The 16,702-nt window shown below is 70.8% G+C and carries 13 protein-coding genes; 1 reads left to right on the top strand and 12 read right to left on the bottom strand.

From position 1 onward, the window contains the following. Positions 1-10: 10 nt before the first annotated feature. Positions 11-1,393, bottom strand: coding sequence for a cytochrome P450 (locus ACZ7OH_RS19865; protein ID WP_470282099.1), 1,383 nt, complete (start codon positions 1,391-1,393; stop codon positions 11-13). A gap of 79 nt (positions 1,394-1,472) precedes the next feature. Here ACZ7OH_RS19865 and ACZ7OH_RS19870 point away from each other — a divergent pair, with 79 nt between their 5' ends. Next, positions 1,473-2,045: a TetR/AcrR family transcriptional regulator gene (locus ACZ7OH_RS19870; protein WP_470282100.1), complete on the top strand. Its 573-nt coding sequence runs from the start codon at positions 1,473-1,475 to the stop codon at positions 2,043-2,045. Here the strand turns inward: ACZ7OH_RS19870 and ACZ7OH_RS19875 are convergent. From ACZ7OH_RS19875 to ACZ7OH_RS19925, 11 genes are all read right to left on the bottom strand, one after another. Then, entirely contained in the window at positions 2,035-2,976 is a 942-nt protein-coding gene (locus ACZ7OH_RS19875) for a TolB family protein (RefSeq protein WP_470282101.1), read from the bottom strand. The genes ACZ7OH_RS19870 and ACZ7OH_RS19875 overlap by 11 nt on opposite strands. Next, the gene (locus ACZ7OH_RS19880; RefSeq protein WP_470282102.1) at positions 2,973-4,202 is read right to left on the bottom strand and encodes an MFS transporter; all 1,230 of its coding nucleotides are present in this window, start codon (positions 4,200-4,202) and stop codon (positions 2,973-2,975) included. Before ACZ7OH_RS19880 ends, ACZ7OH_RS19875 begins: the two co-directional genes overlap by 4 nt. A gap of 9 nt (positions 4,203-4,211) precedes the next feature. Continuing rightward, positions 4,212-5,771, bottom strand: a complete 1,560-nt coding sequence (locus ACZ7OH_RS19885; RefSeq protein ID WP_470282249.1) for a discoidin domain-containing protein — start codon at positions 5,769-5,771, stop codon at positions 4,212-4,214. Between the two features lie 461 nt (positions 5,772-6,232). Further along, entirely contained in the window at positions 6,233-7,300 is a 1,068-nt protein-coding gene (locus ACZ7OH_RS19890) for an NAD(P)-binding domain-containing protein (protein WP_470282250.1), read from the bottom strand. 420 nt (positions 7,301-7,720) lie between these two features. Then, positions 7,721-8,947, bottom strand: a complete 1,227-nt coding sequence (locus tag ACZ7OH_RS19895; RefSeq protein WP_470282251.1) for a GGDEF domain-containing protein — start codon at positions 8,945-8,947, stop codon at positions 7,721-7,723. 593 nt (positions 8,948-9,540) lie between these two features. Continuing rightward, the gene (locus ACZ7OH_RS19900) at positions 9,541-10,296 is read right to left on the bottom strand and encodes an SRPBCC family protein (RefSeq protein ID WP_470282103.1); all 756 of its coding nucleotides are present in this window, start codon (positions 10,294-10,296) and stop codon (positions 9,541-9,543) included. A 79-nt stretch (positions 10,297-10,375) separates the two neighbouring features. Continuing rightward, positions 10,376-11,230, bottom strand: coding sequence for an FAD binding domain-containing protein (locus tag ACZ7OH_RS19905; protein ID WP_400903559.1), 855 nt, complete (start codon positions 11,228-11,230; stop codon positions 10,376-10,378). Then, positions 11,227-13,668 carry a xanthine dehydrogenase family protein molybdopterin-binding subunit gene (locus tag ACZ7OH_RS19910; RefSeq protein ID WP_470282104.1) on the bottom strand — a complete coding sequence of 814 codons (2,442 nt, stop codon included), beginning with the start codon at positions 13,666-13,668 and terminating at the stop codon, positions 11,227-11,229. Before ACZ7OH_RS19910 ends, ACZ7OH_RS19905 begins: the two co-directional genes overlap by 4 nt. After that, a complete protein-coding gene (locus tag ACZ7OH_RS19915; protein ID WP_372670547.1) occupies positions 13,668-14,192 on the bottom strand; it encodes a (2Fe-2S)-binding protein in 525 nt (174 codons plus the stop codon). The genes ACZ7OH_RS19910 and ACZ7OH_RS19915 overlap by 1 nt, the downstream gene beginning before the upstream one ends. A gap of 208 nt (positions 14,193-14,400) precedes the next feature. Next, the gene (locus ACZ7OH_RS19920; protein WP_400903556.1) at positions 14,401-15,513 is read right to left on the bottom strand and encodes an XdhC family protein; all 1,113 of its coding nucleotides are present in this window, start codon (positions 15,511-15,513) and stop codon (positions 14,401-14,403) included. Then, the gene (locus ACZ7OH_RS19925) at positions 15,506-16,618 is read right to left on the bottom strand and encodes a vWA domain-containing protein (protein ID WP_470282105.1); all 1,113 of its coding nucleotides are present in this window, start codon (positions 16,616-16,618) and stop codon (positions 15,506-15,508) included. Before ACZ7OH_RS19925 ends, ACZ7OH_RS19920 begins: the two co-directional genes overlap by 8 nt. Positions 16,619-16,702: the final 84 nt, after the last annotated feature.

The following is a 16,702-nucleotide window of genomic DNA, read 5'->3' on the forward strand; positions in this document are numbered from 1 at the left end:
GTAATCAACATTACCGGACGGCACCGACATTTTCGGCCGCCGTGCGCACCCGCGGCCGCAGCGTGAACCCGCTCGGCTTGAGCGTCAGCGACTCGACGATCTTCAGCTCGTACGACGGGTCGACGTCGAAGTCGTAGCGCTGCAACACCATCCCGAGCGCCAGCACGGCTTCGTGCAGCGCGAACTGGCGGCCGATGCAGGCGCGCTCGCCCGTCCCGAACGGCTTGTACGCCTGCGCCGGCCGCTTCTTCACCGCGGCAGGCTCGAAGCGGTCCGGGTCGAACCGTTCGGGGTCGGGCCAGGCCGCGGGATCGCGGTGCACCAGGGGAAGCGGCACGATCACCCAGTCCCCCTTGCGCATCCGGTACTTCCCGCCGAGTACGACGTCTTCGCGTGCTTCGCGCGAGTAACCGGGCGCGGTCGGCCAGAGCCGCATCGCCTCGTCCAGGCAGCGTCGCACGTAACGCAGCTTCGCGACGTCCGAGAACGCCGGCTCGCGGTCGCCCCACACCGCGTCGACCTCCGCGCGCGCCTTCGCCAGCAGCTCCGGGTGGCGCGTCAGGTAGTACAGCGCGAACGACAGCGCGCCGGACGTCGTCTCGTGGCCTGCGACGACGAACGTGATGGCCTGGTTGCGGATGTTCACCGGGTCCAGCCGCTCCCCCGTCACCGGGTGGCCTTCGGTGAGCATGAGGTCGAGCAGGTTCTCCGCACTGCCGCCGCGGCGGGCTTCGATGACCTCGTCGACCAGGTTCGTCATGGTCGCGATGTCGGCCCGGTTCTGCTCGGGCGTCCCGGCGAACGCGCGTCGCACGAACGGGAGCTTGACGTTCTGCAGCTGCGCGTACCGCAGCGCGCGGATCATCGCCGTCACGAACGGGTGCGGCTCGGCGCGTTCGAACGAGCCGAAGCGGTAGCCGAACCCGGCGCGGCCGATCGTCTCCAGGGTCAGGCGGGTCATGTCGGCGGAGACGTCGACCGGGCCGTCCGCCGCGTCCCAGGCCGCCGTCAGTTCGCGGGCGACTTCCAGCATCACCGGGTGGTAGCGGCGCATCGCCTCCGCGGAGAACGCGGGCTGCAGGATGTCGTGGGCCAGCCGCCAGTTCGGCTCGTGGGTGTGCGCGGTGAACAGCCCGTCGCCGGCGACCGCGCGCAGGTTCTCGATGCCCAGGCCGACGTGCTTGCCGAACTTCGTCTCGTCGTTCAGCTCGGTCACCAGGTCGACCCCGCCGGCGAAGACGATCTCGAAGCCGAAGACCTTGCGCGTGAAGATCGGGCCGACGCGCCGGCCGACGCGCAGCGTGTCCTGCAGCGGCGTGCGCGGGTTGGCGCCGATCAGGTCGCCGATCACCGGCAGGCGGCCCGGCCGGTGCGGAATCCCGGTGGTGTCCACGGCATGCCCCTCTATTGAACCCGTATTCAATAGGGTCACGATCCCCCGCTACTGAACCCGTGTCAAGTAAGCTCGGGGGATGCGGACGCGGCTGAGCACCGAACAGCGTCGCGAGCAGCTGCTGGCGATCGGCGCCGGCCTGTTCGCGAACCGGCCGTACGACGAGGTGTGGATCGAGGAGGTCGCCGAGATCGCGCAGGTCTCGCGCGGCCTGCTGTACCACTACTTCCCCACCAAGAAGGACTTCTTCGCGTCGATCGTCCGCGCGCAACGCGACCAGCTCCTGGCGATGAGCGAGCCCGACCCGGTGCTGCCCGTGGCGGAGCAGCTGCGGGCCGGGCTCGACGTGTACCTCGAGTTCGCGCGCACGCACCCGGACGGCTACCGGATCGTGCACCGCGCCGCGAGCGGCGCCGACCGCGAGATCCAGGAGATCCGCGAGGCCGGGATGGCCGCGAACGCCACTCGCATCCTCGACGCGGTGAGCGTGCTGACACCCGTCACCGAGGTGACGCGGCTGGCCGTGCGCGGCTGGCTGACGTTCGTCGCGACGACCATCCTCGAGTGGCTGGACCAGCCGAAGGTCACCCAGGAAGAGCTGCGCGACCTCTGCGTGCGGACGTTGTTCGCGGCGGTCGGCGTCACCCCGTGACGGCGGGCGACGCGGCGCCCTCGGCCAGCTTCCGCGGGGCGCCGGAACCGTCCGCCGGGACCGCCCAGACGGCGTTGTCCCGCCCGTAGAGGACGGTGTGGTCGTCCTGCCACAGGGCCTGGTCGTCGACGCTCTTCTGTTCCGCCAGCTCGGTTTCCCGCAGGCTTTTCAGGTCGAGGACCGACAGCCGCCAGACGCCGTCGCCGACCTTCTTCTTGAAGGCGACCCGGGTGGCATCCGGGGACAGCGAGGGGCATTCGACGTTCTCCCGGAGGGCTTTCCCGCGGTAGCGCTTGTAGTCGGCCTCGACGAGGTAGGTCTTGCCCTTGCTGCCGAGGGTGGCGTAGAAGCGGTTGCCGTCAGGGGCGAAGGTGATGCCCCAGTAGTTGGCGTCGGCGGCGAAGTAGCGCTGGTCGTCGACGAACACCGGCAGCTCCTCGATCGTCTTGACGAGCCGTCCGGTGTCCACTTCGTACAGTCCCGCGCGCGTCGAAAACCCGGTCTCCGCGTACGAATCGCCGGTGACGAAGAGCGTCCAGTAGACGCGCTTGCCGTCCGGCGAGACCCGGGCTCGGCTCGGCGTGCCCGGCAGCGACTCGGTGTGGCGGACGGCGAGGTGGTCGTCGAGGACGAGGACGTCGGTGACCGCGGGGAGCGTGCCCGGCTGGACGGCCAGGCACACCGCCGTCTGCTTCGCCACCGCGAACCGGTCGCACTTCAGGCCACTGAGCTGGGGTTTCTTCTCGGTGTCGGCGAGCGGGACGGCCCCGACGCGGCCGGTCGCCGTGTCGCGGAACAGCAGCTGGCCGGGGCCCAGGGTGAGCTGGGCGGCGGGCGTGGCGTCGGCGTCGTGGCGGGCGCTGACGGTGTAGACGACGGCCGCGGCGACCAGGACGGCCGTGCCGGCCAGGGCGAGGACGAGTTTCTTCACGGGCGCACCGGTTTCGCGAGGGCGGCGGCGAGGGCGACCGCGGCCACGCAGCCGGCGGCGACGAGCACCGCGGGCCGCAGGTCCCAGAGCGTCCAGGCCAGTCCGAAGAGGACGGAGGAGAGCATGCGGGCGACGGCCTGCCCGGTCTGCACGACGGCCATCCCGGTGGCGCGGAGGTCACGCGGGATGAGCGGGCCGGCGGCGGCCATGAGGACCCCGTCGGTGGCCGCGTAGAACACGCCGTGCAGGCCGAGCGCGACGACCGGGATCGCCGCGTAAGCCGGGCCACAGAGCAGGACCAGCGCCAGGCACAGCGCGGCGTGCCCGCCGAGGAACACCGGCCAGCGGCCGATCCGGTCGGCGAGCTTGCCGAGCGGCACGGCCAGCACCAGGTAGACCCCGGCGGTGCCGAGCGGCAGCAGCGGGAAGAACGTCGCCGCGATCTCCCAGCGCCGCTGCAGGGCGAGGTAGACGAAGGAGTCGCCGACCGTGACCAGGCCGAGCAGCGCGGCCCAGAGCGTCACGCGCCGGAAGTCGCTCTGCTTGAGGAGACCCGCCGCCGTTCGCAGCGACACCGCGGCGCGGTCGACGCCGCCGGGGTGGTCGCGGACGAAGAGGGCCAGCAGCAGCACGGCGATCGCCGCGACGCAGAAGCTGGTGAAGAACACGCTGGGGTAGCTGCCGAGGCTCAGCGCGAGCACGGCCATGGCGACGAGCGGGCCGAGGAACGCGCCGACGGTGTCGAGCGCCCGGTGCACGCCGAACGACCGGCCGAGCGCGTCCGGCTCGCTGGACAGCGAGATCAGGGCATCGCGCGGGGCGGTGCGCACGCCCTTGCCGGTGCGGTCGGCGGCGAGGACGACGCCGATCGCGGCGACCGAGGAGCCGGCCGCGACCAGGCCGAGCTTGCACACCGCGGACAAGCCGTACCCGAACCCGGCGACGGCCTTCAGGCGCCGCCACCGGTCGGCGAGGTGGCCGCCGAGCACCCGCACCAGGGCGGTGGCGCCGGCGTAGAGCCCGTCGAGCAGCCCGAACTGCAGCGGGTTCAGGCCGAGGCCGAGCACCAGGTAGAGCGGGAGGACGGCGGTCACCATCTCCGAGGAGACGTCGGTGACCAGGCTGACCATCCCCAGCGCGACCACGTTGGCCGAGACCCTCTTGAGCGCGGGTTTCCGGTTCTCGCCGGCCGCCAGGTCCGAGGTACGGCTCGCCGCGATGTACATGCCCGGCTCCTAGTGGCAGGTGTAGGTCGGGCTGCTGTCGAGGACCTTGCCGTCGACGCCGATGAGCTGCGACTGGAACGAGGTGTCCGTCATCGACAGCTTGAGGACGCCGTAGGTCTTCAGCAGCTTGGCGGTCGTCGGGTGCGCGGTGTGAAGGTCGTACAGGCTCGCGCCGCCACTGCCGCCGACGATCTCGACCGGCCCGTTCGCATCGGCTTGGCCGTCGGCGTTCTGCGGGAGGAACCGCTCGTAGTCGTGGTCGTGGCCGTTGAGGACGAGATCGACCTTGCCGGCGGTCATGATGTTCCACAGCTCGATGCTGTCCGGGTTGTCGCCGTGGTCACCCGAGCTCCAGCGCGGGTGGTGGTAGTACGCGGCGACGCAGCCCTTCGTGTTGTTGGCGAGGTCCTGCTTGAGCCAGGTGACCTGGGGCGGCTCGGCGAAGTCGTCGTGGGTGACGAAGTCGTTGGAGTCGAGGGCGATGAAGTGCCAGTTGCCCATTTCCCAGCTGTAGTAACGCTTTCCCTGCGGCTTGGCGATGGCGCCGAAGTAGTCCTCGTAGCCTTTGAAGGGCGTGTCGTCGTAGGACTCGTGGTTGCCGGGGATGGGGTGGGTGATGCTCTTGAACTTGCCCCACGTCTTGTCGTAGTAGGACTTGAAGTCCGAGAGGTGCGCGTCGTCGTACTGGTTGTCGCCCATGGTGATCACGGCGGCCGGGTTCATCGTTTCGACGAGTTTCGCGGTCTTCACGTGGGCGCAGCTCGAACTGCTCGAGGTGCAGCGTTCGGCGATGTCGCCGGCCGCGGCGAGGACGAAGCTCGTTCCGCTGCCCGCCTTGGTCTTGACGGTGACCGGCGTGCTGGCGGCCGAGACGTTCCCGGCTGCGTCGCGCGCGCGGACGGCGTAGGTGTAGCTGGTGTCGGGCGCGAGGCCGGTGTCGGTGTAGGACGTCGTGGTGCTGGTGGCGACGGGGGTGCCGTTGCGCAGGATGTCGTACCCGGCGACGCCGACGTTGTCCGTGGCGGCGGTCCAGGTGAGGGCGGCGCTGGTGGCGGTGGTCGTGCCGGCGGTGAGGCCGGCCGGGGTGGTCGGGGGCTGGGTGTCGCCGGAGGAGTCCGTGCTGCCGAAGACCTGCATTTCCCAGAAGGAGTAGCCGTAGCTGGTGGCGCGGGTGACGCCGACGAAGCGGACGTACCGGCCGTGCGCGTTCAGGGTGAGGTCGTCGGTCTTGCCGTCGCCGGCGTCGACGGACGTGGCGGCGGTGAAGTTCGTGCCGTCGTCGGAGACTTCGATGCGGTACTTCTTGGCGTACGCGGCTTCCCAGTTGAGGAGCACGCGGTGGATCGCGGCGGACTGGCCGAGGTCGATCCGCAGCCACTGCGGGTCGGCGCCTGCGGCGCTGGCCCACCGGGTGGTGGCGCTGCCGTCGACGGCTTTGCTCCCGGCGTAGGACGAGCTCTCGACGGTGGAGGTCGCGACGGGTTTTCCTTGCGAGAGCAGGACATCGGCTTGTTCGCTGGCTTGTGCGACGACGATCGCGGAGGGCAGCAGGGTGGCCGCGGCTAGCACGGGGATGAGGCGGGTGAATGTTCGTAGACGGGTCGACGGCACGTCGCGCTCCTTACGGGCCTGGCGGTGGCGGGTGGGCTGCGGCGTCGGTTAACGGGAGCTAAACTGTTAGGAAACTTTCCTAACTAAGCAGACTGTATCGATGATCGGTTTCGGCTGACAAGACGTGTCTTGTCGTTGAATCGGTCAAGAGGGTGAGTTTCAGGCGGTTTCCCCAGCTCAGGGCGTGTGTCGATGAGCGGAATACTGCACCGCGCCGCGGGACGGCGGTCCGACCTTTCCCGGTGGCTTCAGTTTTTGTCGGTGGTCGCGGGTAGCGTGGGAACCGGGGGCAGCGCCCATCACCTCGCCCGTGCTTCCCTTGCTTCACAACAAAATCGAGCCTCGGCGCCGCCGCCGAGCTTCACCCGATCCAGCGATGATCATCGCACAGGTGTTCGGGTAGCTTCGGATGTATGACTTCAGCCGTCCGAACTCAGCAGCTTCTTGATCTCGCCGACCGCGGCCCGTCCCGCCCGATTCGCCCCGACGGTGCTCGCCGAAGGCCCGTACCCCACGAGGTGCAGCCGCGGCTCGCGCACGACGCGCGTGCCGTCCATCCGGATCCCGCCCCCGGGTTCCCGGACGTGCAACGGCGCGAGGTGGTCGATGGCCGCGCGGAACCCGGTCGCCCAGAGGATGACGTCGGCGTCGAAGCGAGAGCCGTCCGCCCAGACGACCCCGTCGGGCGTGATGCGCTCGAACATGGGCCGCCGATCGAGGATCCCGGCGGCCCGCGCGGCGCGCACCTCGGGCGTCACGGCCAGATCGGTCACGCTCACCACGCTCTCGGGAGGAAGCCCGGCACGCACGCGTTCATCGACCCTCGCGACGGCGTCGCGTCCCCAGTTTTCGCTGAAGGGCTCGTCCCGCCACACCGGCGGCCGCCGGGTGACCCACGCCGTCGCGCGAGCGAGCGGAGCGAACTCCATGAGTAGCTGAACGGCAGAGGCCCCGCCCCCGACAACGACAACCCGCCGGCCGCGAAACTCTTCGGGCCCGGTGTAGTCGGCCGTGTGCACCTGACGGCCGGCGAAGGTGTCCTGCCCGGGATAGCGCGGCCAGAAGGGCCGGTCCCAGGTACCGGTGGCACTGATGACGGCCTTGGCGGCCCACGATTCCGCGGGGCTCGCCACCACGAGCCGATCCCCCGCCCGCGTCACGGACTGGACGTCGACGGGTCGCAAGACAGGGAGGTCATAGACGCTTTCGAACCGGGCAAAGTACTCCGAGACGACCTCGGAGGCGGGCCGCGTCACGTCCGGGCTGCCGAAGGCCATGCCGGGCAGGTCGTAGATGCCGTGCACCTTGCCGAGCACCAGGGAGGGCCACCGGTACTGCCAGGCACCCCCAGCGCGTTTGCCATGGTCGAGGACGACGAAGCCATCGCCATTGGCAAACCCGGCCCGCCGAAGGTGATAGGCGGCCGAGAGGCCGGCCTGCCCAGCCCCGACAACCACGACGTCGGTCTCGTGATCCGCACGGCTCATGTCGGTTTCAACGGCTACGGCGAGGGGGTATTTCGCGCCGTTCATCACAGGGGCAGGTGTTGCGCGCCACCGCAGCAGAGCTGTACTCCGATGCCCGCTTACGACCCGAGCCGCACCAGCTCGGCCACCCAGCCCCGGCGGTCACGAGCGCAGCAAGGCCGCATTTCGCCCACGATCAGCGCCTCGCGACTTTTCAGCCGACCGTGTAATCCAGCCACCCACATGTCGCCGCTGCCCGCCACCCCCATCGACCCGGCCCGACCGCACCGCGGTCCGGCCCTGGTCCAAACCCGCACCTCCGCGCGCTCTCAACCGGCACCCTCGCCGCGCGGCACCGCAGCCGACCGCTCCCATCCGCACCCACCCGCAGGCCGCCGCCCGCAGCACCTCAACCGACCAGCCGCTCCCGCGCGCCACCCCTCACACGGCGACCCGGTTCCGCCCAGCCTCCTTCGCCCGATACAAAGCCGCATCGGCGGACCTGAGCACGTCATCCAATGTCGGCCCCGCGTCCGGATGCCGCGCCACCCCGATCGATACCGACAAACCGCTCACCCGGACCGTGCCACCGCCCGTCGAGATCACCACGTTCAGTTCCCCCACCGCAGCCCGCACTCGCTCGGCGATCGCCAGCACGTCCGCGCGGCCGATGGCCGGCAGCAGCACCACGAACTCCTCGCCGCCGAAGCGGCCGACCGTGTCGCCCTGGCGCACCGAGCCCGAGATCGCCACCGCCACCGCGGCCAGGACGTCGTCGCCGGTCAGGTGGCCGTACGTGTCGTTGATGCGCTTGAAGTGGTCGAGGTCGATCATCAGTACCGCGAACCCGCTGCCCGCCGGGCCGCGACGCTGCGCTCGCGTGTGTTCTCGCACCGCCGACTCGTGCCAGCCCGCCGTGTTGAGCAGGCCCGTCTTCTCGTCCGTCACCGCCGCTACCTGTAGTTGCTGTTTCAGCAACAGATACCGGTGCAACAGCAGCAACGGCGCGACCACGAACACCACCAGCACCGGCTGCTCGGCCAGCGCCAGCGCGGCGAGGCCGCCCAGACAGAGCGTCGCCAGCTCGAACGCGTTGTCCTCCCACGTGCCGATCAGGTCGGCCGCCGAGCGCTGGCTCGTGTAGAGGTAGATCCCGGCCGCGACCAGGCCGATGTTCACCAGCTCGAACACCACCGCGGCCAGGCAGAGCGCGAACAGCCCGCGCGCCGTCTGCAACGGCGTTCCGTGCAACCCGGACACCGCGAGAACGGACGAAGCAGCGAAGCACGAGAGCATCGCCCAAGCCGTGCTGGCGACGAAGCGATGCGCGGGCCGCGTACGCACCTGACGCCACACGCGCACCCACAGGTGCGTGTAGAGCACGACGGCCAGCAGCGCCACCCACGCGGGCGGCAGCAGCACGACGCCGGCGAGGTACCAGACCGACGTGACGTTGATGTGCGTCTGCCCGCTCATCCACCGCCGCAGCCGCTCGATCCGGCGCGACATCTCGGCCTGCGCCACGCCGAGCGCGACGAGCACCGCGAACCACACCGGTCGCACGGGCCCGCCGAACCCGGTGACCAGCGCGGTCCCGGTCGCGACGACGGCGACCAGCTCACACCCGAGCGCGTAGGTGATCCAGCGGGCTTTCGCCCCGCCCCACATTTCCCACCGCGCGGGCCAGCCCGGCCAGGCGGAAAGCGCTTCCCGGCGCACGGCGGCCTGGGCTCTCAAGAGCCGAAGCCACGGAAGTGACGGACCGGCATCGTGACGTACCCCTTGCGCGAAGTTCGGCCGACCAGGTAGCCCAGCGTAGCCGTTCCGGCGACGCGCGTCGCCAGTCCGGGCGATTTGCGGGCAACGCGCCTGCCCGAACACCCGCGCAGGGTAGATCCACCCAGCTCAGCGGCGCACGAGCGGATCATCGCCCGGGGAAAACGGACCCGAGAACGCGGGGCCGGGAACGCGAACCTGGGAACGCCGAAGTGGGAATCCCACCTCAGCGGTCCCACCCTCGCCATGGGAGGAGCAAGATCACCGACTGCCCGGCTCGGCGTGCAGCGCGAATGCCCCGGCCGCGACCACTTAGCGCGGCTCAAGCTCGCAGCGCCGATGCCCCGCGCGGGCCGCCCGCCAGTACAAACTCACACGCGGCCTGGCCGAGGCCAGGCGAAAGCGCCGCGGCCTGACCAGCGCCGCAACACTGGGTGGCAAGCCTCGGCCAGCGCGCCCGGCTCGGCTTCGCTCCGGAGAAACTCCTACTTGCGCAAGGCGCGGATGATCGCCACCAAGCCCACGATCGCCGCGATGCCGAGCAGTACCGGCGCCAACCGCTTCAGCACCGACTGCCCCGCGTAGTCGAGCAAGTCGATCGCTTCCGTCTCCGGGGCCGCCGGGACGCTTCGCAACGGTGGGCGGTCCGCCGATGTTGCCGCCGGCTTCGGGTCCGTGTTGATCTCTGCCGTCGTCGGGGCCGGTTTGACCGCCGGGGCCGGCTTGGCCACCGGCTCCGCAGTCGCGGTCGGCTCCGGTGTCGGCGCTGCGGCCACTGGCGATGGCGCCGGCGAAGCCGCCGGGGCCAGCTTGCCCGACAAGCACCCCGCGAACGTGTCGAGGATCTTGCCGCCCACCTCGCTGATCAGGCCGCGACCGAACTGGGCCGGCTTGCCCGTGATCGACAGGTCCGTCGCCACCGCGCCGTGGGTTCCGCCGTCGGCCTCCGTCAGCGTCAGCGTTACCGTTGCCGCCGCCGTGCCCGCTCCGCGGGAGTCCTTGCCCGATGCCTTGATCGTGACCTTGTGGGCGGCGTCGTCCTTCTCCAGGAACTCGCCGTTCCCCTTGTACAGCAACGAGATCGGCCCGAGCTTGACCTTCACCGTGCCGCTGAACTTGTCGCCTTCGACCTTCGTCAGCGTGGCGCCCGGCATGCACGGGGCGACGCGCTCGGGGTCGACGACCGCCTGCCAGACCTCGCCGATCGGTGCCGGGACGGTGAATTCGTGGTCGAGCCGCACGGGCCGACCTCCTTCCTGAAGACGACGGGTCTGATGCCCACCCTAGCCGCCGCCGCGGCGACGGCCAGGGTGTGACGCGTCAGGCTCCGGCCGCCGCCGCGATCGCGCGGCCCGTCAGCACCTGGGCCAGGTGGCGGCGGTACTCGACGTCGGCGTTGCTGTCGACCGGCGGGTTCGTGCCCTCCGCCGCGTGCGACGCCGCCGCGGCGATCGAATCGGCCGACGCCTGCACGCCGACCAGCGCCGCTTCGACACCGGACGCCCGGACCGGCGTCGAGCCCATGTTCGTCAGCGCGACCCGGGCCTCCTCGATGACGCCCGCCTCGGTGCGGACGGTGACCGCGACCGCGACCATCGACCACGCCTGGGCGACCCGGTTGAACTTCTCGTAGTGCGCCCGCCACCCGGTGTGCTTGGGCACGCGGACCTCGACCAGCAGTTCGTCCGGCGCCAGCGCCGTCGTGAACAGGTCCTGGAAGAACTCCGCGGCCGGCACCGTCCGGCGCCCGGACGGCCCGGCGATCACCAGCGACGCCTCCAGCGCGAGCACCGGCGCCAGCAGGTCGCCCGCCGGGTCGGCGTGCGCGATCGCGCCGCCCAAAGTCCCGCGGTGGCGGATCTGCGGGTCGGCCACCGTGTCCGTCGCTTCCTTGAGCAACGCCGCGTGCTCGGCCACCAACGCGTCCCGCTGGACGTCGTAGTGCGTGGTCATCGCGCCGATGACCAGCTCGTCGCCCTCCTCCCGCACGCCGCGCAGCTCCGCGACGCGCCCGAGGTCGATCAGCGTCGTCGGCGCGGCCAGCCGCATCCGCAGCACCGGCAGCAGGCTCTGCCCGCCCGCCAGCACCTTGGCGTCCTCGCCCGCCGACGCCAGCGCCTGCACCGCTTCGTCCACTGTGGACGGGCGGACGTAGTCGAAGGAAGCCGGGATCACTGCGCACCTCCGGTGGCGTCGATGGAACCGAGCCCGCCGCCCGCTTCGCCGCGGCCGGGGCCGCCCGCGTCGGTCGTGCCGTGCTGGATGGCGTGCCACACCCGCATCGGCGTCAACGGCATCTCGATGTCGTTCACGCCGAACTGCCGCACCGCGTCGATCACCGCGTTGACCACCGCCGGGGTGGACGCGATGGTGCCCGCCTCGCCGACGCCCTTGGCGCCGAGCGGGTTGGACGTCGCCGGCGTCTCCGTGCGGTCGGTGGTGAACGACGGCAGGTCGGCCGCCGACGGCAGCAGGTAGTCGGCGAACGTGCCGGTGGTGAGCGTGCCGCTGTCGTCGTGTTCGGTGCCTTCGAACAGCGCCTGCGCGATGCCCTGCGCGAGCCCGCCGTGCACCTGGCCCTCGACGATCAGCGGGTTCACCGCGACGCCGACGTCGTCGACACAGACGTAGGAACGCAGCTTGATCCGGCCCGTCTCGGTGTCCACCTCGGCGGCGCACAGGTGCGTGCCGTGCGGGAACGAGAAGTTCTCCGGGTCGAACGTGGCGTCCGAGTCGAGCGACGGCTCGACACCGTCGGGCAGGTTGTGCGCCGCGAAGACCGCGAGCGCGATGTCGCCCATGGTCGTGGACGTGTCGGTGCCCTTGACCGTGAACTTGCCGCCGGCGAACTCGAGGTCGTCCTCGGCGCATTCGAGCAGGTGCGCCGCGATCGGCTTCGCCTTGGCGATCACCTTCTCGGCGGCCTTGATGACGGCGATGCCGCCGACCACCAGCGACCGCGAGCCGTAGGTGTCCATGCCCTTGTGCGACGACTGGGTGTCGCCGTGCAGGATCTCGACGTCCTCGAACGCGACGCCCAGCTGGTCGGCGACGATCTGGCTCCACGCCGTCTCGTGGCCCTGGCCGTGCGCGGACGCGCCGGTCGTGACCTCGACCTTGCCGGTCGGCAGCATCCGGATCGACGCGTACTCCCAGCCGCCGGCGCCGTAGTCCAGCGAGCCGAGCACCCGCGACGGCGCGAGCCCGCACATCTCGGTGAACGTCGAGATGCCGATGCCGAGCTGGACCTTGTCGCCCGCCTTGCGGCGCTTGTCCTGTTCGGCGCGCAGGCCGTCGTAGTCGAAGAGCTGCTTGGCCTTTTCGGTGGCGGCTTCGTAGTTGCCGGAGTCGTAGGTCAGCCCGCACACCGTGGTGAACGGGAACTCCTCGTGCTTGATCCAGTTCTTCTCGCGCAGCTCCATCGGGTCCACGCCGAGCTCGACGGCGAGCTCGTCCATGATCCGCTCGATCGCGAACGTCGCCTCGGGCCGGCCGGCGCCGCGGTAGGCGTCGGTCAGCGTCGTCGTCGTGTACACGTTGGTGCACGCGAAGTGGTATGCCGGGATCTTGTAGATCGCGTTGAACATGAACGCGCCGAGGATCGGCACGCCGGGGCCGACGAGGCCGTTGTACGCGCCGAGGTTGGCGAGCAGCTCGACCTTGAGGCCGGTGACCTGGCCGTCGCGGGTCGCCGAGATGGTGATGTCCTGGATCTGGTCGCGGCCGTGGTGCGCGGCGAGCATGGTCTCCGACCGCGTCTCGTTCCACTTGACCGGCTTGCCGAGCTTCTGCGCGACGAGCAGCGACATCATCTCTTCGGGCAGGACGCCGATCTTGCCGCCGAAACCGCCGCCGACGTCCGGGGCGATCACGCGCAGCTTGTGCTCGGGGATCCCGAGCGTCAACGCCGACATCACGCGCAGGATGTGCGGGACCTGCGTGGCCGCCCACATGGTGATCTGCGTGCTGGTCGGGTCGACGACGCAGGCGCGCGGCTCCATGAACGCCGGGACGAGGCGCTGCTGGCGGAACCGGCGCTTGAGCACGACCTCAGACGAGCTGATCGCGTCTTCGACGTTGCCGCCGGTGCCGGCCTCGGCCGAGTCGAACTTCCAGACCGCGCTCGTGTTGGTGCCCAGGTCCTCGTGGACCAGCGGGGCGCCGTCGGCGATGGCGGCTTCCATGTCGAGGATCACCGGCAGCTCGTCGTACTCGACGTCGATCTCCTCGAGCGCGTCGTGCGCTTCGGCGGACGTGCGTGCGACGACGACCGCGACGCCTTCACCGGCGAAGTTGACCGTGTCGGAGGCGAGCACCGGGCGGCGCGGCGCCTTCATGTCCGGCGTGATCGGCCACGCGCAGGGCATGCCGATCGCGCCGTCGGGGTCGAGGTCCTTGCCGGTGTACACGGCGACGACGCCCGACGCGCCCTTGGCCGCCGACGTGTCGATCGAGACGATCTTGGCGTGCGCGAACGGGCTGCGCAGGACCGCCATGTGCAGCATCCCGGGCAGCGCGATGTTGTCGGTCCAGCGGGTGCGGCCGGTGATCAGCCGCTCGTCTTCCTTGCGGCGACGGGACTTGCCGACTTCCGGTTCGATCGTGGCGGTCATCAGTCACCACCCACGCCGACGTGCTTGGTCTCGGCGATGCGCTCGGCTTCGGGGCCGGCGCCGGGGCTCATGTGCTGCGCGGCGTCGCGGACCGCGCGGACGATGTTCTGGTAGCCGGTGCAGCGGCAGAGGTTGCCTTCGAGACCTTCGCGGACGGCCTGTTCGTCGGGGTCCGGGTTGTCGGCCAGGAGGTCGATCGACTGCATGATCATGCCGGGCGTGCAGAACCCGCACTGCAGTGCGTGGTTGTCGTTGAAGGCCTTCTGCACGGGGTGCAGCTGCCCGTCGCGGGCGAGGCCTTCGATGGTGGTGACCTCGCAGCCGTCGGCCTGGACGGCCAGGACGGAGCAGGACTTCACGCTGTGCCCGTCCAGGTGGACGGTGCAGGCGCCGCAGTTGCTCGTGTCGCAGCCGACGACGGTGCCGACCTTGCCGAGTTTTTCGCGCAGGTGGTGCACGAGCAGGGTGCGGGGCTCGACTTCGTCGGTGTACTTCGTCCCGTCGACGGTGACGGTGATGCGCATCAGGCCTCCAAAAGCCGGTTCGGGAACGGCCCGCCCGACCGTGATCGGGCTCACAGACTCCCGAGCGTGCTACGCGACCTTCGCGCGGACAAGTCCTGATGTCACACGTTCAACTACTTGTTCCGCAGATGCGCTGCGCTTACGCACTAGAAGCCGCATCTGCGGAAGTCCGGATGGGTGAACTTTTGTGGGCCACCTGGACCAGCGGTCAGCCGTGGATGCGCCCGGTGAGTTCGGCGAGCCGCTTTCCGCCGCCGCCCCACCGCAGCGCGATGATCTCGGCCGCGATGGACACCGCCGTCTCCTCCGGGGTTCGCGCACCGAGGTCGAGGCCGATCGGCGAGGACAGCCTTTCCAGCTCCGCCTCGGTGATCCCGGCTTCGCGCAGGCGGGCGAAGCGGTCGTCGTGCGTCTTGCGGGAGCCCATCGCGCCGACGTAGCCGACGTCGAGGCGCAGCGCGACCTCCAGCAGCGGCACGTCGAACTTCGGGTCATGGGTCAGCACCGCGATCGCCGTGCGCTGGTCGATCCGGCCCGCCTCGGCCTCCGCCGTCAGGTAGCGGTGCGGCCAGTCGACGACGACGTCGTGCGCGTCCGGGAAACGGCTGCTGGTGGCGAACACCGGCCGCGCATCGCAGACCGTGACCTGGTAGCCGAGGTAGGCGCCCATGCGGGCCATCGCGGCGGCGAAGTCGATCGCGCCGAAGACCAGCAGCCGGGGCGGCGGCTCGAACGAGTTGACGAACACCGCCATGCCTTCGCCGCGGCGCTGCCCGTCCGGGCCGTAGTGCAGCGTGCCGGTGCGGCCGCTGGCCAGCAGGCCGCGCGCGTCGTCGGCGACCGCGTCGTCCATCCGCGACGACCCGAGCGAGCCCGCGGTCCGGTCCGGCCAGACGATCATGTGCTCGCCGACCAGGCCCTCGCGCTCGTGCTCGATGACCGTGACGACCGCGACGGGCTCGCCGCCACGCACCGACGCGACGACGTCACCGAGCTCCGGCATCGACGCGCGGTCGACGTGCTCGACGTAGATGTCGATGATTCCACCGCAGGTCAGGCCGACCGCGAACGCGTCGTCGTCGGTGACGCCGTAGCGCTGTAGCACCGGCTTGCGCTCGGCGACGACCTCCTGCGCGAGCTCGTAGACCGCGCCTTCGACGCAGCCGCCGGACACGCTGCCGGCGACGGTCCCGTCGGGCGCGACGACCATCGCGGCCCCGGGCGCGCGCGGCGCCGAGGAGAAGGTCGCGACCACGGTGCCGAGGCCGACCGTCTCGCCGTCGGACCAGCGGCGGAACACGTCGTCGAGTACGTCACGCATCGGAAATCTCCCCGAGCAGTCGTTCCAAGGTGGCCAGGGTGTGCCCGGCCAGGAGCCGGTCGATGTGGGGCAGCGCGGCCACGATGCCCGACTGGACCGGAGCGTACCCCGCACGGCCGGCGTGCGGATTCACCCAGAATACGGCGTGCGCGAGCCGGCGCAGGCGCGCGAGCTGCTCGCCGAGCAGGCCGGTGTCGCCGCGTTCCCAGCCGTCGGAGAAGACGGTGACCACGGCGCGGCGCGCGACCCCGCGCTGGCCCCAGCGGTCGAGGAAGGCCTGCAGCGTCTCGCCGAGCCGGGTGCCGCCCGCGAAGTCGGGCACGGCCGAGCCCGCGGCGAGCATGGCGCGTTCGGGGTCGCGTTGCCGCAGCTGGCGCGAGACCCGCGTGAGACGCGTGCCGAGCGTGAAGACCTCGACGGACTGGGGCGCCGACCGCGTCAGGACGTGGGCGAAGCGCAGCAGGGCGTCGGCGTAGGGCGACATCGAGCCCGAGACGTCGATGAGCAGCACGACCCGGCGCGGCCGGCTGCCGCGGCGGACGTGCTGCAGCTTCACGGGTTCGCCGCCGCTGGCGAGCATGGCGCGCAGGGTGCGGGAGGGGTCGAGCCGTCCCCGGCGCGACGGCGTCCGGCGCGCGGCCGGGCGTGTCGGGGGGACGGGCCTCAGGGTCGCGAGGAGCTCCCGGAGGTGTTCGCGTTCGGCGGTGGTGAGGGCGGCGAGGTCGCGGTGGCGCAGGACCTCTTGCGCGCTGGCGGCGACTTTGAGCTGGTCAGGTGCGTCTTCGGTGGTGGTCTGCCCACCGTCGGCGTCGACGAGCGGCGCGATGCGGGCCTGCTTGGGCGCGGCGGCTTTCGCGCGTTGCGGCTTGGTCGTCTCGATGGCGAACCACTGGCTGAACGCTTCTTCGTAGCAGGGGAGGTCGTCGGGGCTGGAGCAGAGGGTGAGCCGGCCGGCCCAGTAGAGCTGGGTGGGTTCGGCGACATCGATCTCGGCGACCGCAGCCAGGTAGGCCTGCACCCGATGGGCATCGCAGGCGACACCGGCCTCCCGCAGGGCGGCGGCGAACCCGGCGTACCCGGCGACGGGATCGGCGGCGGTGGTCATGACTCCATTGTGCGCTCACCCGGCGACAGCCGGCCCTGTGGACAAGGCGCCGTCGGGCGACGGAGATCGTCGGTGCCCTCCGCT

Source organism: Amycolatopsis sp. NPDC114478 (genome assembly GCF_055633805.1).